This window comes from Allomesorhizobium camelthorni (assembly GCF_011045125.1).
GTDB classification, from domain to species: Bacteria; Pseudomonadota; Alphaproteobacteria; order Rhizobiales; family Rhizobiaceae; genus Allomesorhizobium; species Allomesorhizobium camelthorni.
Map to the genome: position 1 here is coordinate 163,524 of NZ_JAAKZF010000001.1, position 19,816 is coordinate 183,339.

Genomic DNA, 19,816 nt, shown 5'->3' on the forward strand with positions numbered 1-19,816 from the left:
CTCCTGAGTTTGCCGAAGGGCGGCAAGAGACCTCCGGCCTAACGACAAAGAAAAGCGATGATGGAAAAAACCATTCTGGAGATGCGCGGCATCACCAAGACCTTTCCCGGCGTCAAGGCGCTGCAGGACGTCAATCTGAATGTCCGCGCCGGCGAAATCCACGCCATCGTCGGCGAGAACGGCGCCGGAAAATCGACGCTGATGAAGGTGCTGTCCGGGGTCTATCCGCATGGCAGCTATACAGGTGAAATCCACTACGAAGGCCAGGAATGCCACTTCAAGGGCATCCATGACAGCGAGCGGCAGGGCATCGTCATCATCCACCAGGAACTGGCCCTGGTTCCACTGCTGTCGATCGCCGAGAACATCTATCTCGGCAACGAGCAGGCTCATTACGGCGTCATCGACTGGAACGCGGTCCGCCGCGGCGCGGCCGCACTGCTGGCCAAGGTCGGGCTGAAGGAAGATCCCGATACGCTGATCACCAACATCGGTGTCGGCAAGCAGCAGCTCGTCGAGATCGCCAAGGCGCTGTCGAAGGAAGTGAAGCTGCTCATCCTCGACGAGCCGACCGCATCCCTGAGCGAAAAGGACAGCGACGCGCTGCTCAACCTGCTTGTCGAGTTCAAGAAGCAGGGCATCGCCTCCATCCTGATTTCCCATAAGCTCAACGAGGTCGGCAAGGTCGCCGACCGCATCACCATCCTGCGCGACGGCCGCACGATCGAGACGCTCGACCGGCACGACATCAGCGAAGACCGCATCATCACGTCGATGGTGGGGCGCACGCTGGAAGATCGCTTCCCGACGCGCATGCCGAAGATCGGCGAGACGATCTTCGAGGTGAAGAACTGGGTGGTGCACCACCCGCTTCATGCCGACCGGCAGGTCATCAAGGGCGTCGACATCAGCGTCCGGAAGGGCGAGGTCGTCGGTATTGCGGGGCTGATGGGCGCCGGCCGGACCGAGTTCGCGATGAGCGTGTTCGGCAAGAGCTACGGGCAACGGGTCAGCGGCGAGATCTTCCTGCACGGCAAAAAGATAGACGCATCGACCGTCGGCAGGGCTGTCGCGCATGGCCTGGCCTATGCGACGGAGGACCGCAAGACCTTCGGCCTCAACCTGATCGACCACATCAAGCACAACATCACCATCGCCAACCTCAAGGGCGTGGCGAACAATGGCGTCATCGACGACATGCGCGAGCTGAATATCGCCAACGACTATCGCAAGCGAACCAACATCCGCTCGTCGAGCGTCTATCAGACGACCGGCAATCTGTCCGGCGGCAACCAGCAAAAGGTGGTGCTGTCGAAGTGGCTGTTTTCGGACCCTGAGGTCCTGATCCTCGACGAGCCGACGCGCGGCATCGACGTCGGCGCCAAGTACGAGGTCTACACCATCATCAACAAGCTCGCGGATGAAGGCAAAGGCATTCTTGTCATCTCCTCCGAAATGCCTGAACTGCTTGGCATCTGCGACCGCATCTATGTCATGAACGAGGGGCGCATCGTCGGTGAAATGGCCGGCAGCGAAGCGTCCCAGGAGAAGATCATGCGCGCCATCGTGCGCGGGGAAGGAAAAGCATCATGAGCACCGAAACGCTCACCAATGCCGAACGAAACGCCAAGGCCTCGGCGCAGATGGCGCTCAAGGACAATCTGCGCGACTACGGCCTGGTTCTGGCGCTCATCGCGATCATGGTGTTTTTCCAGTGGCAAACCAATGGCGTGCTATTCAAGCCGGTGAACCTGACCAATCTGGTGCTGCAGAATAGCTACATCATCATCATGGCGCTCGGCATGCTGCTGGTCATCGTGGCGGGACACATCGACCTGTCCGTCGGCTCGGTCTCGGGCTTCGTCGGAGCGGTCGCGGCGGTCCTGATGGTGCAGTACAAGCTCGATCCGATCCTGACGACACTGATCTGCCTTGCCGTCGGTGGACTGATCGGTGCAAGCCAGGGCTACTGGATCGCCTACATGAAGATCCCCTCCTTCATCGTCACCTTGGCGGGCATGCTGGTTTTCAAGGGCCTGTCGTTGGCGCTCCTGGGCGGCATGTCGGTAGGGCCGTTCCCGCCGGCGTTCCAGCTTCTCTCCGCCGGCTTCATTCCCGACGTGATCGGCCCGTTGACGCTTGTCCAACCAACGCTCGACGCCGCCGGAAAACCTGTTGCCGGAAGCGCCGTGGTGCTGCACTCGACCACGCTTCTGATCGGCGTTGTCATTGTCGCGCTCATGCTCTGGTCCAGCTTGCGCAGTCGGGCGAATCGCGAAAGCCACGGCTACGAAGCCGAACCATTCACTCTATTCGTCGTCAAGAACGCGGTAATTTCGGCTATCGTGCTCTTCCTGATCTACATGATGGCGTCCTATCGCGGCTTACCCAATGTGCTGATCGTCATGGGCGTGCTGATCGCGCTGTTCGTCTTCATCACCAAGCGTATGACGTTCGGACGGCGCGTCTTTGCCATGGGCGGCAACGTCAAGGCGGCGGCGCTCTCGGGCATCAAGACCGAGCGCCTGACCTTCTACGTCTTCATCATCATGGGCATGCTTGCGGCGCTGGCGGGGCTGATCTTCGCCGCCCGGCTCAACACGGCGACGCCCAAGGCCGGCCTCGGCTTCGAACTCGACGTGATCGCGGCGGTTTTCATCGGCGGCGCGTCTGCCATGGGCGGCGTCGGCCAGGTCGCGGGCGCGGTCATCGGCGCCTTCATCATGGGCGTCATGAACAACGGCATGTCGATCATGGGCGTCAACATCGACTGGCAGCAGGTCATCAAGGGCCTGGTGCTGCTCGGCGCGGTGGTCTTCGACGTCTACAACAAGAACAAGGCCTGAGGGCCGGAAGCTTGCGGAATACGGTCATCGACGGCGTGCGCTGAAACCTCGCCGAAGTTCCAGTCGGAGCGATCGTGATCGACATCAGGACGAAGCTTTTGACGCGCCGGGCGTGACGCCGTCCGGCGGACGGGAATGGCTGCGTAATTTTTGAGCTGGTCAAATGGCCGATAGCGGACTGCAAGGAGGCTGAGATGCTGATTTCCGAAGTGATGGACGAGGCCGGGATCATAAAGGTCGCCGTCCGCAATGGCGGGCCGGCGCGGATCGTGCGCAGCGCCAAGAGCGTCTATTCGCTGGCGCTGGAGGCAGCACGCTCCGGCTCGAGCCTTGCGGCGCTGATCGAAGCGCGGGGATTGGGCGAGGCCGTCGACCTCGAAGCCGCCTATCGCAAAGGGCTGCTGCGCTCGCCGATCAGCCATGCCGACCCGGCTCATCTCCACATCACCGGCACCGGGCTCACCCATCTCGGCTCGGCGGCGGCGCGCGACGCCATGCACCAGAAGCTGAACGGCGAGGAGACACTGACCGATTCGATGAAGATGTTCCGCATGGGCATCGAAGGCGGCAAACCGGCCAGCGGCCAAATCGGCGTTCAGCCGGAATGGTTCTACAAGGGCAACGGCACCATGGCTGTAGCCCCCGGCGCGCCGCTGATCTCGCCGCATTTCGCCAACGATGCGGGTGAGGAGCCGGAAATCGCCGGCATCTATGTCATAGGCGACGACGGCACGCCTTTCCGCGTCGGCTTCGCGCTGTCGAACGAGTTCTCCGACCACGTTACCGAGCGGGTAAACTATCTCTATCTCGCCCATTCCAAGCTGCGCAACGCATCGTTCGGCCCCGAGATCCTGGTCGGCGAGCTGCCCGCAGATACGCGCGGCTCGTCACGCATCATCCGCAACGGCAGTGTTTTCTGGGAAAAGCCCTTCCTGTCCGGCGAAAGCAACATGTCGCATTCGATCGCTAATCTGGAGTACCATCACTTCAAATATCCGGTGTTTCGCCAGCCAGGCGACATCCATGTGCATATGTTCGGTACGGCGACGCTGTCTTTCGCAGATGGCGTCAAGACGGAACCGGGCGACGTGTTCGAAATCGAAGCGCCGGAATTCGGGCTGCCGCTTCGCAATCCGCTGGCGGTGGATCGGCCGATTTCGGTCCAGGTGCGGGCGCTGTGAGGGATCCGATATGAGTATGCAAGCTGTCAATTTCGCCCGCTACCCCGGGCTCTCCGGCGTTCCGGTCATCGTTTCCGGCGGCGCGAGCGGCATAGGCGAGGCGATCGTGCGCGCCTATGCGGCCGAGGGCGCCAAGGTAGGCTTCGTCGATCTCGCCGAGGCCGAAGGCGAGGCGCTGGCCGCCGAGCTGAATTCCGGCGGTGGTTCGGCGACATTCCGGCGCTGCGACATCACCGACACCGACGCCTACAGGGAAGCGCTGCGCGAGATAGAGGCCGTCCAGGGCCCGACGCGGGTGCTGCTTAACAATGCCGCCAACGACACAAGGCACAAATGGGACGAGGTCACTCCCGCCTATTTCGATAGCCGCATCGCAGTCAATCTGAAGCACATGTTCTTCGCTATCCAGGCTGTCGCGCCGGGCATGATCGCGGCGGGCGGCGGGTCGATCGTCAATTTCGGCTCGGTCGGCTGGATGATGGCGACCGGCGGCTACCCGGTCTATGCCGCGTCCAAGGCTGCGGTCCACGGCATGACACGCTCGTTCGCCCGCGATCTCGGCCGGCACGGCATCCGCGTCAACACGCTGGTTCCGGGCTGGGTGATGACCAAGCGCCAGCTTGATCTTTGGATCGACGACGCCGCCAACGAACTGATCGACAAGAGCCAGTGCCTGGCCGGCCGCGTGCTGCCCGAAGACATTGCACGCATGGCGCTGTTTCTGGGTTCGGACGATGCCAAAATGTGCTCCGCCCAGAATTTCATCGTCGACGGCGGCTGGGTTTGAGGGTGTAATCAGGCCAGTATTCCGACCCCGCGTCACGCATGCGGGGTGACTTGCCGCGCGAAACTCAGTACCAGCCTGCATCTACGGATCGGCTGGCAATCCGGTCCATGCGCGGCCATCAGCAAGCAAGGAAATCGATATGAGCGAACTGTTCAGGAACCTGATCGGAGGCGAGTGGGTCGACGGCGAGGCCATTCCCAACATCAACCCGTCGGACACAAACGATGTGGTGGGCGAATATGCCCGCGCCAGCAAAGACGATGCACAGGCGGCGATCGCGGCGGCCAAGGCCGCCTTTCCGGCCTGGTCGCGCTCGGGCCTGCTCGAGCGCCACGCGGTGCTGCGCAAGACCGCGGACGAGATCACGGCGCGCAAGGAAGAACTGGGGCGGCTTCTGTCGCGCGAGGAAGGCAAGACGCTGGCCGAGGGCATCGGCGAAACCGTGCGCGCGGCGCAGATATTCGATTTCTTCGCCGGTGAGGCGCTGAGGCTGGCCGGCGAGATCCTGCCCAGCGTCAGGCCGGGCGTCAGCGTCGAGGTGACGCGCGAGGCTGTCGGCGTGGTCGGCATCATCACGCCGTGGAATTTTCCGATCGCGATCCCGGCCTGGAAGATCGCACCGGCGCTCTGCTACGGCAATACGGTCGTGTTCAAGCCGGCGGACCTGGTGCCCGGCTGCTCGTGGGCGATTGTCGACATCCTCCACCGTGCCGGCCTGCCGAAGGGCGTGATGAACCTGATCATGGGCAAGGGCTCGGTGGTCGGGCAGGCCATGCTCGATAGCCCCGACATCGACGCCATCACCTTCACCGGCTCGGTCGCGACGGGCAAGCGGGTCGCAGCGGCAAGCGTCGAGCACATGCGCAAGTTCCAGCTCGAAATGGGCGGCAAGAACCCACTTGTCGTGCTCGACGACGCCAATCTCGACATCGCGGTGGACTGCGCCGTCAACGGGGCCTTCTTCTCGACCGGCCAACGCTGCACGGCGTCGTCCCGGCTGATCGTAACGGAAGGCATCCATGACAGGTTCGTGGAGGCGGTGACGGCGCGGCTGAAGGGCCTGGTCGTTGACAATGCCCTGAAAGCCGGCACGCATATCGGCCCGGTGGTCGACGAGAGTCAGTTCGGCCAGGACGAGAAGTACATCGCAATCGGTCGCGAAGAGGGCGCCAAGCTCGCCTTCGGCGGCGAGCGGCTCGACCGCGAAACGCCGGGCTTCTACCTGCAGCCGGCGCTGTTCACCGAAGCGACGAACCAGATGCGAATCTCGCGCGAGGAGATCTTCGGGCCGGTGGCGTCGGTGATCCGGGTCAAGGACTACGAGGAGGCGCTGCACACAGCCAACGACACGCCTTTCGGCCTTTCCTCGGGCATCGTCACCACCAGCCTGAAGCACGCGACGCATTACAAGCGCAACGCTCAGGCAGGCATGGTGATGGTCAACGTGCCGACGGCCGGCGTCGACTTCCACGTGCCGTTCGGAGGATCCAAAGGTTCGAGCTACGGCCCGAAGGAACAAGGCCGCTACGCCGCCGAATTCTACACGACGGTGAAGACGGCCTATACCGCTGCCTGATTGCGATCGGGGGGCGGTGCGGCTGGACCGCACCGCCCGTTCTCACACCCGCGCAATAACCTCGTCGGTGTTGGCCAGAAGCTTGCGCACCGCGTTGCGGGCGGCTTCGGGACGACGCAGCCGGATCGCCTTCTCGATGGCCTCGTGCAGTCCCTGCGCGTGGCGCAGATCGTCTGCCTCGCGCGTGACGAAGACGAACAGATGCGCGAGCGCCGATTCGATAAGTGTACCGAGCGGCACCAGCAGTTCGTTGCCGGACGCCCGCAGAATGGCGAGGTGAAAGCGTGTGTCAGCCTGCGTGCGCTGCGGCAGCGATGTCGCTTCGCCCATTTCCCGGCAAGCGGTGCTGATTTCGGCCATCTGTTCGTCGGTCCGCCGCAATGCCGCGAGCGCGGTAGCCTCCGGCTCGATGATATGGCGGAATTCCTGGACCGATATCAGGAAGGCTTCGCGGTTGGGCGAGGTCGCATACCAGGTCAGCACGTCTCGATCGAGCAGGTTCCAGCGATCGCGCGGCTCAACCCAACTGCCGACCTTGGGCCGCGAGCTGAGCAGGCTCTTGGCCATCAGCATCTTGATCGCCTCGCGCACCGCCGAACGGCTGACCTCGAAAGTTTCGGCCCATTTCGCCTCGTTGGGCAGTATGCTGCCGGGCGGATAGTCGCCGCGCACGATGCGCTGGCCGATCTCGTTGGCCACTGACGCGTGCACGCTGGTGCCGACGATCCGTGAATTGTTGGCACGCCCGCTGCCGGCCTGCGGCGCGGCAGGCAGGAGCGCTTCCGCCTCCACTGCTTCGGCCTTCATCGATTTTCCAGTACGCATTGAACTTCCCCTGCCCGATCCCTCAATTGTCGGCTTCGCGCCTTGCGCGGATGCGATCGAACGCAACGGCAAGGACGATGAAGCTGCCGACAAAGGTTCCTTGCCAGAAGGTGCTGATTCCCAAAAGGGTCAAGCTGTTGCGAATGATCTCGATGAGCGCTGCGCCGACCACCGACCCGAACACGGTGCCCGCGCCGCCCATCAGATTGGCGCCGCCGATGACCGCCGCTGCGATCACGCTCAGTTCCATCGACTGGCCGAGATTGGTGGTGACGCCGCCGAGCCAGCCGGCCTCCAGCACGCCTGCAATGCCGGCAAACAGCGCCGAGAACATGTAGACGCTGACCTTGAGCCGTCGAACGGCGATGCCCGTCAGCACCGCCGCCTTTTCGTTACTGCCGATGGCGAAGACGTGACAGCCCCAGCGTGTCCATTTCAAGAGAAGCGCGGTGACGACCGCCAGTATGACCAGCGCGATGACCGGATTGGCGATCCCGAAAGTCGAACCGCCGCCGAGCCAGAAGAGTTGCTTCTCGTCTGGCCCGAACTGATAGATCATCTTGTTGTTGGAAAGCACCATGGCGGCGCTGCGCGCCACCGACAGCATGCCCAGTGTGACCACGAAGGGCGGGATGCGGAGATAGGCGATCAGCACACCGTTGATGCCGCCAATCAGCAGCGAAACGGCTAGCGCTGCGCTAGCGCCCGCCCAAAGCGGGTAGCCGGCATTCATGATGATGGCCAGAACCATCGCCGACAGGCACAGGATCGAGCCGACCGACAGGTCGATGCCGCCGGAAATGATGACGACTGTCATGCCGAGAGCGATGATGGCGACGAAGGCGAAATTTCGCGTGACGTTGAAGAGGTTCTGCGGCGTAGCGAAAGTGTCGGTGACGAGTGTCAGCGTCACGCATGCGATCAGCGCCGCGAGGAATACCCAGAAGGCCTGCTTCGACAGCATCCACGAGATCGGCGTATGGGTCTGCCTGGCTATCGCTTCGTCGATGCTTGAAACCATGTGTCTGCCCCGGCTATCCGTTCAGGTATTCACGCTGCATCGATCGCCCCGGTGATCAGGCCGGTCACCTCTTCCGGTGAAGAGCCGGCGATGGGCTTGTCGGCGACCTTTTTTCCGCGGCGCAGGACGACGATGCGGTCTGCCACGGCAAACACGTCCGGCATGCGATGGCTGATCAGGATCACCGCGACGCCTTGGCGCTTCAGCTCCCGGATCAGGTTCAGGACTTCGGCGACCTGCCGCACCGAAATCGCCGCAGTCGGCTCGTCCATCAACACGATGCTGGCTGACGACAGCCGCGTCCGGGCGATGGCAACCGCCTGGCGCTGGCCGCCCGACATGTCGCGCACCATGTCCCTCGGTCTCGTCTCCGACTTCAACTCGCGAAACAGCTTCGTCGCCGCCGTATTCATGGCGGCGTAATCCAGGATCTTCAGCGGGCCGAAAGAGCGCGTCAGCTCGCGTCCAAGGAACACGTTCACCGCCGCTGTCAGATTGTTGCAGAGCGCCAGGTCCTGGTAGACGATCTCGACGCCATTGTCGCGCGCATCGACCGGGCGGTGGAAATTCATCTGCTTGTCGCGAATGGAAATCTTGCCGTGGGTCGGCTGGAAGTTGCCGGCGATGATCTTTACCAGCGTCGACTTGCCGGCGCCGTTGTCGCCCATCAGGCCAATCACCTCGCCAGCTTCCAGCGATAGCGAGACGTCGTTCAGGGCGTGAATCGCGCCGAAATGCTTGGATATTCCCTCCAGCCGCAGGACGGCCATCGACACCTCCAGTCGTCTAGTCCTAAGGCTATTAGCATCGGTTTGCCTGCAATGGTCAATAGAATGATAAAACGTATCATATGATTTGTAGGACAATTGTTGACTCATGCTTCGGCTTGCGCTTAGTTGCCTGCCGGGAGGTCCGGCATGTTCGTTCTGATTACAGGCGCATCGGGCAGGCATCGCCACGCGGCGTGTTCCGACACGCGCCTGCGGCTTGCTATCCCGGCAATTCCATATGGACGAACAGCTTGGCAGGCCTTGCCGTGCAATCACGGCTGAAACGGCCGGCGGCTTGCCCGCCGGAATGAGAGTGTTTGAATTATAACGACACCATCATTGGGAGGATGACATGCACAAACTGCTTACCGGCATTGTTGCCGGCGCCGCCCTCGCGGCAATGGCCGGTTCTGCCCTGGCTCAGGAAAAGACCCTGGCCATCGTGGTCAAGGGTCTCGACAATCCGTTCTTCGAGCAGATCAATCTCGGCTGCCAGAAGTGGAACAACGAGAACGCCTCGTCCGGGTACAAGTGTCTCTACACCGGCCCGGCCTCCAGCGCCGATGAGGCCGGCGAGATTCAGATCGTCGAAGACCTGCTGACGCGGCCGGATGTGGCGGCGATTGCGATTTCGCCGTCCAATGCGCCGCTGATGGCCAATCTTCTGAAGAAAGCCGCGCCGAAAATTCCGGTCATGACGATCGACGCCGATCTCGCCGCGGCCGACGCGGCGCTGCGCAAGACCTATCTCGGCACCGACAACTATCTTATGGGCGTCAAGTTTGCGGAGCACCTGCAGAAGCTGAAACCCGAAGGTGGCACGATCTGCCTGCAGCTCGGCAACGTCGCCGCCGACAACATCAACGCACGCGCCGCCGGCACCCGCGACACACTTTCCGGAGAAAAAGGCATCGAGCGGCTGACGGGCCAGAATGGCTGGACGGAGATCGATGGTTGCCCAGTCTTCACAAACGACCAGATCGACCTCGCCAACCAGCAGATGGCCGATACCTTCACAGCCAACCCCGATCTCGATGCCTTCGTTCTGGAGGGCGGCTGGGCGCAATTCGCGCCGCAGGCCTATGCGCAGGTGACGGACCAAGTGAAGGCTAAGTTGGACTCGAAAGACCTGATCATCGTCGCCGGCGACACGCTGCCGCCGCAGATGGAGGCGATCAAGGCCGGGCGCAGCCATGTCCAGGTCGGCCAGCGGCCGTTCGAGATGGGCTACCGCGCGCCGTCAGTGATGATGGACCTCATCGCCGGCAAGGCGGTCGAGCCGGTCATCTACACCGGGCTCGACGAATGCATGCAGGAAACGGTCGACACCTGCATCGCCAAGTGAACGCGCATAGAGCGGGGCCGGCTTGCCAGCTGGCCTCCGCTTGCCCGTAACCCAGAGATCTCAAGGAGATCGAGATGAAACTCCGCCTTGCGACTTGCGCATTGATGATTACGGCCGCCTTTGCGGCAACCGACGCGAACGCTCAGGACAAGAAGGCGCTCGCCTTCGTCGTCAACGGCGCTTCCGATTTCTGGAAACTCGCCGAAGCCGGCGTGAAGAAGGCTCAGGAAGAGCTGCCGAATTACGATCTGCAGTTCAAATATCCAGAACAGGCAGCAGCCGCCGTGCAGCAGCGCCTGATGGACGATCTGGTCGCCGCCGGCGTCTCCGCCGTCATGGTGAGCGCCGTCGACCCGAAATCGTCTACCGATGCGCTCAACAAGGTCGGCGCGCAGGTGCCGCTGTTCACCACCGACAGCGATGCGCCCGACACCAACCGCATCGCCTATATCGGCTCGTCCAACACCGACGCCGGCAAGCAGGCCGGCGAGATTGCGCTGAAGGCGCTGCCGGATGGCGGCAAATGCATCGGCTTCGTCGGTCTTCCCGGCGCCGACAATGCGCGAGAGCGCATCGAAGGCATGAAGTCGGTGATCGCCGGCTCCAAAGTCGAACTGGTCGATGTCCGCGGCGACGATATCGACATGACCCGGGCCAAACGCAATGTCGAGGACGCGCTGGCGGCAAACCCGGACATAGACTGCATGGTCGGTTTCTATTCGTACAACCCGCCGCGCATCTACGAAGTGCTGAAGGAATCGGGCAAGCTCGGCGAGATCACCATCGTCGCCTTCGACGAGGATCCGATCACGCTCGGCGGAGTCAAGGAAGGGACGATCGCTGCAACTGTGGTGCAGCAGCCTTACGAATGGGGTTACCAGGGCATGAAGCTGATGGCGAAGTATCTCGAGGGCGACAAGTCGGTGGTTCCCGACGACAAGCTCGTCATCGTGCCCACCAAGATCATCGACAAAGCAAATGTCGATGCTTTCGAGGCCGAACTCAAGGCGCGTATCGGCGGCTGATGCCTCGAACCGAGCAGGCCGGCCCCACTCCCTGCCGGCCTGCTTCGGCGCTCTTGCATGGCAGCGACACCCACTCCCATAATCGGCGGCATGCCCCAATCCTTTCTGGCATTGACGGGGATCTCCAAGCTTTATCCAGGGGTGACCGCGCTGGACGGTGTCAGCCTGCGCGTAAGCCCGGGCGAGGTGATTGGGCTGGTCGGCGAAAACGGCGCCGGCAAGTCGACATTGATGAAGATACTCGGCGGCGTGATCGAACCGACCGGCGGCGAGATCGAAATTGACGGCGACAGGGTCGACCGGCTTTCCGTCAACGGTTCGATGCGGGCAGGTATCGCCTTCGTCCATCAGGAACTCAATCTCTTCGACAATCTGACCGCTGCCGCGAACATCTTCATCGGCCGCGAGCCGCTCCGCGGAGGCCCGCTGCGCCTGATCGACACCGAAGCGCTGAACCGGCAGGCCAAGCCCCTGCTCGACCAGTTGGGCGCCGACTTCGAGCCCGACACGAAGGTCGCGGACCTCTCGCTCGCGCAAATGCAACTGGTCGAGATCGCCAAGGCGCTGTCGCTAAAGGCGCGGCTCGTCATCATGGACGAGCCGACGTCGAGCCTGACAGTGACTGAAACCAACCGGCTGCTAGCTGTCATCGGCCGTCTCAAGGCCGAGCAGGTGGCGGTCATCTTCATCTCACACCGGCTGGGCGAGGTGAAACAGACCGCCGACCGGGTGGCTGTCTTGCGCGACGGCAAGCTGGTCGCCGAGCTGGCTCGCGGCGAAATCGAAACCGGCACGATGATCAGGCACATGATCGGCCGCGACCTGAAGACGCTTTATCGGCCGCCGGCCGCGCCGCCGGGCAGCGCCATTCTCGAACTCGCCGATGTAAGGACGACCTACCGTCCGGGGCAGGGCGTCAGCTTTTCCGTGCGGGCGGGCGAAATCCTCGGCCTCGCCGGGCTTGTCGGTTCGGGAAGGACCGAGCTTGCCCGCGCCGTTTTCGGCCTTGAGCCTAAGCTCGGCGGCGAGATCAGGATCGACGGCCGCAAGGTCGCGCTTCGATCGCCGCGCGAGGCGATCCGGCAGGGCGTCTATCTCGTGCCGGAAGACCGCAAGCGCTCGGGCCTCATCCTGCCCTTCAGGATCAGCCACAATATCAGCCTGGCCAGCCTGAAGAGCCTGTCGCGCCATGGCATTGTCGATCGCGCCGCCGAGCGCCGCGAGGCCGAGGCGCAGAAGAAGAATCTCGACATACGCTGCCTGGATACGACGGCCGAGGCCGGATCGCTTTCCGGCGGCAACCAGCAGAAGGTGGTGCTCGCCAAATGGCTGTCGATGCAGCCGAGAGTGCTGATCTTCGACGAGCCGACGCGCGGCATCGACGTTGGCGCCAAGAACGAGATCTACCGGCTGATGCGCGAGCTTTCGGACCGGGGCGTCGGGATATTGATGATCTCCAGCGACATGGAGGAGGTGATCGGCGTCAGCGACCGCATCGCGGTGATGCATGAAGGCGCGATTGCCGGCTTCCTCGACCGCGGCCAGTTCACCGAAGAAAATGTCCTGTCGCTGGCCGTCGGCCGCGCCGCAATCCGGGAAGCCGCAGAATGAACCGCAAGGATTTTGGCCTGCTCATCCTTATCCTCGTGGTCGGCACGGTCGTCGCCATCATCAATCCGCGCTTCCTGTCGCCGGTGAACCTTTCCAACACCGCCAATCTCATCGGCCTGTTCGGAATTTTCGCACTCGGCCAGGCTTTCGTCATCATATCCGGCGGCATCGAGCTCTCCGTCGGCTCAATCATAGCCTTGCTCGGTGTGATCTTCGTCGATCTGGTCTCGCTGGGCACCGTCAACTGGAGCGTCGCCTTCGCCGTCGTTCTGGCGCTTGGCTGCCTCATCGGTCTGGTGCACGGGCTGCTGATAACCAGGGCGCGCCTGCAGCCCTTCGTCGTCACGCTTTGCGGGCTGCTCATTTATCGCGGCGTAGCGCGCTACTACACCGACGACGCCACCGCCGGCTTTCCTTTCGGCGCCAGCTTCCCGACACTGGAATGGCTGGTGGCTGGCCGCTTTTATGGCATTCCGCACAGCCTGATCGCCTTTCTCATCATTACGATCATCATGGCGGTCGTGCTGCACCGCTCGGTGTTCGGACGCTATCTGTTCGCCGTCGGCAAGAACGAGGAGGCGGCCCGCTACAGCGGCATACACACGACCCGCATCATCACGGCGGCCTATGTGATCTGCTGCGGCCTGACAGCGGTGGCGGCGGTGTTCATCGCCATGTACACGCGGTCGATCTCGCCATCCTCGCACGGCAATTTCTACGAACTTTACGCCATCGCCGCGGCCGTGCTGGGTGGCTGTTCGCTGCGTGGCGGAGAAGGCTCGATCATCGGCGTTGTGCTCGGCACCGTGCTGCTCCAGGTCCTGCAGAACCTGGTCAATCTGTTGGGCATTCCGAGTTCGCTGAATTTCGCGGTGATGGGGTCGGTGATCCTGCTCGGCGTGCTCGCCGACCAGCAATTCTACAGAACCCGCAAAAGCGTTGCGCGGGCAGCCGGCTGAAAGCGACAAAAGCAAGCGCGCGCCGTCACTGGGCCGTTGCAGGCGGAACCTCGCTTCCCTGCCGCAGCCGCTCCATCACCTCCGCCAGTTGCTCGGGATAGTCGGGCATGAACGTCCAGTAATGGGGTCCGGAGGGACCTTCGCCCTTCGCCAGTCCACGCTCGTCCGGCGGCAGATGGAAGAGGAGCGTGATCAGGACGTCGCTGCTCACCCATGGATCGTCGTACCAGAACGTATGCGACCGGTTCGAAAGGCCGGGAATGTTCTCAGGCCGCACCCGCAGCACTTCGAGACCGTAATTCGTGGCTGCCTGAAGCAGCCAGTCGGTGGCTTCCGGGCTGAGCTCCTGCATGTCTGGCCGCCCGGCGCGCGACGCGCGGTTGACCGCCTGCGACAGCCTGAGCGCGCTGTCGTTCATGTTCACGGCGACCGTAATCCGCTGCACATCGTCGGCATAGTCGCGCATGTCGTCGACGAAGGCTCGGAAATCGGCGTCGGGGGCGGCGTGATAGACCTCGCCGATCCGGAACGATTGTGCATCCGGCTGTTCGGGGTCGCGCCCGACCATGGCCAAGGCGTCGCTGCCCACCGTGCCGCCAGCGCTGTAGGTGAACACGTCTATCTTCTCGGCATCAGTGTTTTCGGCCAGCAGTTCGATCAGCTTCGCCAGATGCGGTGCTGCGCCAAAGGCGGTGATCATATCCCTGGAATAGCGCAGGAAACTCTCGGCGGTCGGCCAGGCGAACAGCACCACGACCGAATTGCGCCCGGTGAAATGATGCAGCTGCGCAGCCTGTCCGGCGGCCCGCTCGACAGTGGTGTTGGCGCCGTGAATATAGACGATGATGTCCTTGTCGCGGCTGCGCTTCAGCACGGCATTGATGTCGGCGAACCAGGCCTGCGCCTCCTCCGTCAGCGGCTCTCCGGTCTCGAATTCCGCCTGTTCGTTCAGGTTCTCGAGGTTGAGAAAGGGACGGCGGTCTTCGCTCGCGCCGGTGGACCAGGCGTAGATCCGGTCCCAGGTCGTGCCCTCTTCGCCGATCCTGATCGTCGCCACGCCCATATGCATGTCGCGCCCCGGCACCACCGCGTAGAGCCGGTTGCTGCGCGGGCCTATCGGCAGGCGGTTGGTCGCATAGAAAAGCGGGATCCTGGGGTCCTGGGTCAGGGCCGGATTGGCGGAGAAGGCGTTCACTTCCCCGTCGAGGAATGCTTCCGGGGCCGGCATCAGCCGCATCGGAGGGTGGTAGAACGCCAGCGCGACGGTGATGCCGATGACGGCCAGGCCAAGGATGATGATAAAGCGAACCATGGTCTCCCCTCGAACCCGTCTTATATGTCGGCCGGCAGGCCCTTTACGGAAATGTCTCCAAGGAACGAAATCGCGCCGGAAACCGATTGCTCCGGCCTTTGCATGCTCAGTCTCTGACGGCGCGCAGGAACAATTCGCGAAGCGTCAGATCGTGATCGAAGCGCCCGTCGCGCAGGAAGTTCAACACCTGCGCGATCACCAGCGGGTTGTTCATCATGAATGTATGGGTCGTCGGCAGGACGATGTGGTCCGCCATGCCATCAAGCTTGGTGCTCTCCACCGAAACCTTGCCGTCGTTCGGACCGTTGAACATGGTCGACAGGATCGGATTGACCGAGCGGTCTCCGGCGATGATGCCCAGCTCGAAATCGGCAGGGCCGAGCGTGTTGGGGACGCTGTCGGGACCGGTGCCGAGTTGCAGGCCGGCGGGGCCGTTGAAGAATTCGAAGATACTGAGATCGCCGAGAGCGTCCACCACTTCCGAGCCCCGGTTGGGCGGCCCGAGCATGACGACGCGGCCAAGATTGTCGGGCCGGCTTTGCGGGAGCCACGCCCGGAGCACGATGCCGCCCAGCGAATGGGTGACGAAGTGGACCTTGCCGACCTCACCGCACATCGCGACCGAGGTGTCGACATTCGCCAGCAATTTGTCGATCGGGGCGTCGGTCGAGGGATAGGTTTCGTTGACGACCTTGAAGTCGACCGCACTCAGCGTCTCTTCCAACAGGAGGAAAGAAATGTCCGTGCGCGACAGTCCGTGGATCAGCACTACGCAATCCTGCGCCAAGGCCACCTGCGCAACCAATGAAAACAGAAGTGCCATGACATAGCGCATGGACCAAATTAGTCCCACCGACCGGCGACCTCAAGGGCGTCGGCGCCGCGCTGTTTTCAAAGGTCAGGCTGAATCTGGCGGAGAGGGAGGGAGAAGAACCCACGTTTCCCAACCCGAAGAATACCAAGCACTTAACCTCAACACTCCGAAAGGATCGCCCGGATTTTGTACCACTGAAATGTACCATGGTGTCAAAAAGTGCGTCCCCCGATCCACTTTTGGCAGCGCAATCAGCCAGGCCATTTTGTGGCGCTTCACCAGACTGAGGATGTGGGAATGCCCTGAGCTTCTATTGCCGCTTGGCGCGATCTGGGCGCGGTTTGGCAGGCTCTTTACCGCGAAGGAGGCGCAATTCGCGCAGGGACAAAAATTCCGTCAGAAGCAGCGCCATAGCGGCCTTACACTTGAGCATTCCCGTGGGCGTCCGAGAACTGGCCGTCAATCCGTCTGCTACAGGCGTTGGCCCGCCTCGTTCAACGGACGCTCACCTTCCTGCCAGTGGCACAAAGACCGGCGCTCGTCGGGAACGGTGCCGTAGTTCCCATCGCCTTTATGCAGCGGAGGATTTCCATCTCTGTGCCGCCGCCATCCTGACGCATCGCGACGAGCACGTTGGTCCACCTGTCGTATTCGCTTTCGATGCGTGGCACACCGTGCAGCGCCATCACTTCGTCCAGTGCTCGCTTGATTTGCTCGCGTGTGTAGCTGCCTTGGAATACGGCGGCTGCCTGATCCAGAACGGAAACGGAAGCGGAGGGGGCTGCCTTCTTGTCGTTGCCGGTGAATTGCCCAATGAGCGCGAACACTCCGATGACAGCGCAGATAGTCCACAACAGCGAAGGCTTCGCTGATGCTGGTTCCGCGCTGGCGGCGGTCTTTGGGAGGGCTGATCCTGTGCTCATGGAATGCGTCTCAACTTCCGTGAAACTCTATATCTGGGAGCCTAATTGCAATTAGTTGCAATTAGCTTCAGGTTTTATGTCCAATTCTGATTAAGCGGCACTAAATCGCATTGCAGTCGCTCCCTACAGCTATCGCTGAGGGAGCAGCATGGACGATCTGCGAAAACGGTTTGGACGACTGGTGACGGCACACCGCAGGCGGGCTGGCTATACCCAAGAACAGTTGGCGGAGCGGGCAGGGGTCAGCGTCGATACAATCTCGAAGATCGAGGTCGGAGCGACGGGCGCTCGTTTTCCGATGATCGAGCGGATCGCAACCGCACTTCAGGTTGATCCTGCAGAGCTGTTCAGCACTGAAATCCCATCAGGCGCGTTGAAGCGAGCGAAGCTGAATGAGGTTACGCTTACATTGGCTGGTCTGTCAGAGACCGACCTGCAATGGATCGGTGATCTGATCGGGGTTGCCCTACGACGAAACGGCCCCAGCAGGCCAGTTTAGCGGAAACCGCTTATCCCGGCCATTTGGTTGAAGCGATCTTGAGTGAAGCCAACATAGGCTTCCAATCCTTCCAAATCTCGTGCGGCTGCCACCATGGCACGGGATGCGCAGCGAGGTGCTTGCGGAACTTAGTCCGGCGATCCTTCTTCAGGAGCAGGAGCGCGTCCTTGAGCCCTCGCACCTGCACGCTATCGCAAAACATCGTCCACAGCCCTTCCTCGACTTCTGACGGCGCGACGGGCATGTTCGTCGTGAACTGCATGTCGGCAAAAGGGTTCGGCAGAGTTGGCAGCTGGTAGACCTTCATCCCCCCGAGGTTCACCAGCCGCCGTTCGATGCGCACAACTGACGGCCCGCTCCAGCCTTGGCCTTTGCTCAGCCGCTTCTTCTTGCGGCTGTAGATCAAGGTTTGGTTCCCCTTCGGCTTGCCATAAGCAAGGTTCTGGAGGATGCCGTTGATCGTCCACCGCATCGTGGTGCTGCTATGCTGGGGGAGAAACTGGAAACCGTCCATGCGCACACTCGGTAGGTCCACGGTTACGTCGATCCGAGTGACATGACCGTGCTTTGCCACATACTCCCAGCCGCCCGGCATGATGGTTATCATAGCGGCGTGAAGTTCGACTATCCCCAGCGTCCCGAGATCGACAGGGACGAACTCCAGCCGGATGCGTTCGACCTTCTTATGCGCCTTGTCATATGTCGCCTGAAAGAGCGGTAGCCTCTTGAAATCGACTATCGAGGGCAGGAGAACCCGCTTGCCGATCTGGAAACCTTTGCCCTTTGGACCGTTGGCCCATAGCATGGGGTCATCGAGGTTCTGAAAGAGAGCCATATAGATGTCATGCGCATCCTGATCCTTGTGGGGCTTTAGGACGATGCTAATCTTGTCGATAAAGGGGGATTTCGGGAGGGTTTCGGCCTTGTTAGAAGGCTTGACCTTATAAGTGATTTTGACGGGCATCCCGCATTGGGCCGTCGTTCATCGGTCGGACTGCTCGATAGCGTATCGGCGCGCCTTGCTGAGCGGAAACCGCTCAACGCTCTGTCCTTCATATTCGTGGACGCGCTTTTCCAGCCAGTCCAAGAGACCCCCGGCAGCATTGCGGCCTATTGCCGCCATTTCCAAACCTTCATCGAAGCTGACCGAAATCCTGTGGGTTCCGACCGGCGTCTCAGAAATTGCATCGCAGAACTTGCCACCATCCGAGAAATGCAGTGTCACGCTGATTGCTATTAGACTGTCGTTGGCCATCGTCACTACTCTCTACAATTGAACATTTGTTTAGGCTGCTTTGCGGGTGTCCTGCATAGCCTTGGCAGCCCTCAAGAGCTGGACGATGTACGAATTGACGCTGCGATCATCTTCCTTGGCACGGTCCTGAAGCCATTCCTTCAGGTCGTCGGGAATGCGGATGCTGAATGCGGTGCGGTCGTTCATGGGACATTTGTGGTTTAATATAGGACCATTACGGTTTACAGCCATACCGTCTTGTCGTCAACACCGTAGCGGTCCATAAGAAGACCATGATCGCAGACGCTCAAATGAAGATACGCCTCCCGCACCTCCTGAAGGAGCAGATCGAAGCCGCAGCACGAGACAGCAACAGGTCGCTCAACGGCGAAATCGTCTTCCGCCTCGAAGCATCGTTCGGGTTCAGATCGCCGGGGCAACAACCTACGCGACGCGCAATAAAACGGGCGGCTAACGTCACGCTGTCAGAAGATGACTACGACTACATTGCGGGAAAAGTGCTGGCCCGCCTGCGGCGGCTTGAGGAATGAGACCGCAGACGCATCCAGTTCTGGAGGTGTGACATTAATTGCACAAGAACCGCGACCAGCAGCGGGAGTTGAGCCGCTTCTGAATTTGGTTTCTGGGCGCGATTTGGCGGCCTAGGGCCCCATATGGTGGTGCTGGGGACGAAATGGTTCTCCATCCCAGCGCCACTGCCGCCTTGCGTCACGCCGGTTCTGGTTTCGTCCGAGAACTGACCGTCAAATCGCTACAAACCGCCGTGCCCGATCCGGGACCATGCTTCTCTGAACTGGTCTTCCTCGTATTCTCGGGGCTGCGACCAGTAGGACACACGCCCGTGGTACTGCTCTGTTTGGGCAAGAACTGGAAACCGTCCATGCGCACTCCGGGCAGATCAACGCCACATCCAAGCGCGTCACCCGGCCATGCGTCACAGCATATAGCCAGCCGTCCGGCAAGATCATGTTGATCGCCACATGAAGGTCCAGCATGCCTTCCGGCTCAAGGCCCACAGGCACGAAATTAAGCAAAAGTTTGCTAATTGACCAACCGGGTTGATCGCG

General features: G+C 61.6%; 20 protein-coding genes. 11 read left to right on the plus strand and 9 right to left on the minus strand.

The annotated features are described in order from the left end of the window. The first annotated feature begins 60 nt into the window (after positions 1-60). The 5 genes from mmsA (at position 61) to G6N73_RS00865 (ending at position 6,390) form a co-directional block, all read left to right on the plus strand. Entirely contained in the window at positions 61-1,593 is a 1,533-nt protein-coding gene (gene mmsA / locus G6N73_RS00845) for a multiple monosaccharide ABC transporter ATP-binding protein (RefSeq protein ID WP_165021841.1), read from the plus strand. Further along, positions 1,590-2,846: a multiple monosaccharide ABC transporter permease gene (gene mmsB, locus G6N73_RS00850; protein WP_165021843.1), complete on the plus strand. Its 1,257-nt coding sequence runs from the start codon at positions 1,590-1,592 to the stop codon at positions 2,844-2,846. Before mmsA ends, mmsB begins: the two co-directional genes overlap by 4 nt. Positions 2,847-3,040: 194 nt before the next feature. Then, positions 3,041-4,027 carry an AraD1 family protein gene (gene araD1, locus G6N73_RS00855; RefSeq protein ID WP_165021846.1) on the plus strand — a complete coding sequence of 329 codons (987 nt, stop codon included), beginning with the start codon at positions 3,041-3,043 and terminating at the stop codon, positions 4,025-4,027. A 10-nt stretch (positions 4,028-4,037) separates the two neighbouring features. Further along, the gene (locus G6N73_RS00860) at positions 4,038-4,814 is read left to right on the plus strand and encodes an SDR family NAD(P)-dependent oxidoreductase (RefSeq protein WP_165021849.1); all 777 of its coding nucleotides are present in this window, start codon (positions 4,038-4,040) and stop codon (positions 4,812-4,814) included. A 139-nt stretch (positions 4,815-4,953) separates the two neighbouring features. Then, a complete protein-coding gene (locus G6N73_RS00865; RefSeq protein WP_165021852.1) occupies positions 4,954-6,390 on the plus strand; it encodes an aldehyde dehydrogenase family protein in 1,437 nt (478 codons plus the stop codon). 42 nt (positions 6,391-6,432) lie between these two features. Here the strand turns inward: G6N73_RS00865 and G6N73_RS00870 are convergent, their stop codons facing one another. From G6N73_RS00870 to G6N73_RS00880, 3 genes are read right to left on the minus strand one after another with little or no spacing between them, the layout of a single operon-like run. Then, the gene (locus G6N73_RS00870; RefSeq protein WP_165021855.1) at positions 6,433-7,215 is read right to left on the minus strand and encodes a FadR/GntR family transcriptional regulator; all 783 of its coding nucleotides are present in this window, start codon (positions 7,213-7,215) and stop codon (positions 6,433-6,435) included. A 22-nt stretch (positions 7,216-7,237) separates the two neighbouring features. Next, positions 7,238-8,236 (minus strand): ABC transporter permease, encoded by a 999-nt coding sequence (locus G6N73_RS00875; RefSeq protein WP_165021858.1) that lies wholly within the window; start codon positions 8,234-8,236, stop codon positions 7,238-7,240. A gap of 29 nt (positions 8,237-8,265) precedes the next feature. Then, positions 8,266-9,006, minus strand: a complete 741-nt coding sequence (locus G6N73_RS00880) for an ATP-binding cassette domain-containing protein (RefSeq protein WP_165021861.1) — start codon at positions 9,004-9,006, stop codon at positions 8,266-8,268. A 352-nt stretch (positions 9,007-9,358) separates the two neighbouring features. On the opposite strand from G6N73_RS00880, the gene G6N73_RS00885 reads away from it, so the two are divergent. From G6N73_RS00885 to G6N73_RS00900, 4 genes are all read left to right on the plus strand, one after another. Continuing rightward, positions 9,359-10,351 carry a substrate-binding domain-containing protein gene (locus G6N73_RS00885; RefSeq protein ID WP_165021864.1) on the plus strand — a complete coding sequence of 331 codons (993 nt, stop codon included), beginning with the start codon at positions 9,359-9,361 and terminating at the stop codon, positions 10,349-10,351. Between the two features lie 74 nt (positions 10,352-10,425). Continuing rightward, positions 10,426-11,376 (plus strand): sugar-binding protein, encoded by a 951-nt coding sequence (locus G6N73_RS00890; RefSeq protein ID WP_165021867.1) that lies wholly within the window; start codon positions 10,426-10,428, stop codon positions 11,374-11,376. A gap of 90 nt (positions 11,377-11,466) precedes the next feature. Further along, positions 11,467-12,987: a sugar ABC transporter ATP-binding protein gene (locus G6N73_RS00895; RefSeq protein ID WP_165022756.1), complete on the plus strand. Its 1,521-nt coding sequence runs from the start codon at positions 11,467-11,469 to the stop codon at positions 12,985-12,987. After that, positions 12,984-13,946 (plus strand): ABC transporter permease, encoded by a 963-nt coding sequence (locus G6N73_RS00900; protein ID WP_165021870.1) that lies wholly within the window; start codon positions 12,984-12,986, stop codon positions 13,944-13,946. Before G6N73_RS00895 ends, G6N73_RS00900 begins: the two co-directional genes overlap by 4 nt. Positions 13,947-13,971: 25 nt before the next feature. Here G6N73_RS00900 and G6N73_RS00905 read toward each other — a convergent pair whose 3' ends face one another. The 3 genes from G6N73_RS00905 to G6N73_RS00915 all read right to left on the minus strand — a co-directional run bounded on the left by G6N73_RS00905 (position 13,972) and on the right by G6N73_RS00915 (position 16,995). Then, a complete protein-coding gene (locus G6N73_RS00905; protein WP_165021873.1) occupies positions 13,972-15,258 on the minus strand; it encodes an alpha/beta hydrolase in 1,287 nt (428 codons plus the stop codon). 106 nt (positions 15,259-15,364) lie between these two features. Next, the gene (locus G6N73_RS00910; protein WP_165021876.1) at positions 15,365-16,093 is read right to left on the minus strand and encodes an esterase/lipase family protein; all 729 of its coding nucleotides are present in this window, start codon (positions 16,091-16,093) and stop codon (positions 15,365-15,367) included. A 473-nt stretch (positions 16,094-16,566) separates the two neighbouring features. Continuing rightward, the gene (locus G6N73_RS00915; protein ID WP_165021879.1) at positions 16,567-16,995 is read right to left on the minus strand and encodes a hypothetical protein; all 429 of its coding nucleotides are present in this window, start codon (positions 16,993-16,995) and stop codon (positions 16,567-16,569) included. Positions 16,996-17,143: 148 nt separating this feature from the next. On the opposite strand from G6N73_RS00915, the gene G6N73_RS00920 reads away from it, so the two are divergent. Next, positions 17,144-17,494, plus strand: a complete 351-nt coding sequence (locus G6N73_RS00920; RefSeq protein WP_165021882.1) for a helix-turn-helix domain-containing protein — start codon at positions 17,144-17,146, stop codon at positions 17,492-17,494. Between the two features lie 10 nt (positions 17,495-17,504). Here G6N73_RS00920 and G6N73_RS00925 read toward each other — a convergent pair whose 3' ends face one another. Genes G6N73_RS00925 through G6N73_RS00935 form a run of 3 tightly spaced genes read right to left on the minus strand, consistent with a single transcriptional unit; the run spans position 17,505 to position 18,935 of the window. Continuing rightward, positions 17,505-18,458, minus strand: coding sequence for a hypothetical protein (locus tag G6N73_RS00925; RefSeq protein WP_165021885.1), 954 nt, complete (start codon positions 18,456-18,458; stop codon positions 17,505-17,507). Positions 18,459-18,476: 18 nt separating this feature from the next. Further along, positions 18,477-18,749 carry a hypothetical protein gene (locus G6N73_RS00930; protein WP_206078584.1) on the minus strand — a complete coding sequence of 91 codons (273 nt, stop codon included), beginning with the start codon at positions 18,747-18,749 and terminating at the stop codon, positions 18,477-18,479. Positions 18,750-18,779: 30 nt separating this feature from the next. Continuing rightward, complete coding sequence (locus tag G6N73_RS00935; protein ID WP_165021930.1) at positions 18,780-18,935, minus strand: Arc family DNA-binding protein; 156 nt, start codon at positions 18,933-18,935, stop codon at positions 18,780-18,782. Positions 18,936-19,021: 86 nt separating this feature from the next. Here G6N73_RS00935 and G6N73_RS00940 point away from each other — a divergent pair, with 86 nt between their 5' ends. After that, positions 19,022-19,279 carry an Arc family DNA-binding protein gene (locus G6N73_RS00940; RefSeq protein WP_165021932.1) on the plus strand — a complete coding sequence of 86 codons (258 nt, stop codon included), beginning with the start codon at positions 19,022-19,024 and terminating at the stop codon, positions 19,277-19,279. Positions 19,280-19,816: the final 537 nt, after the last annotated feature.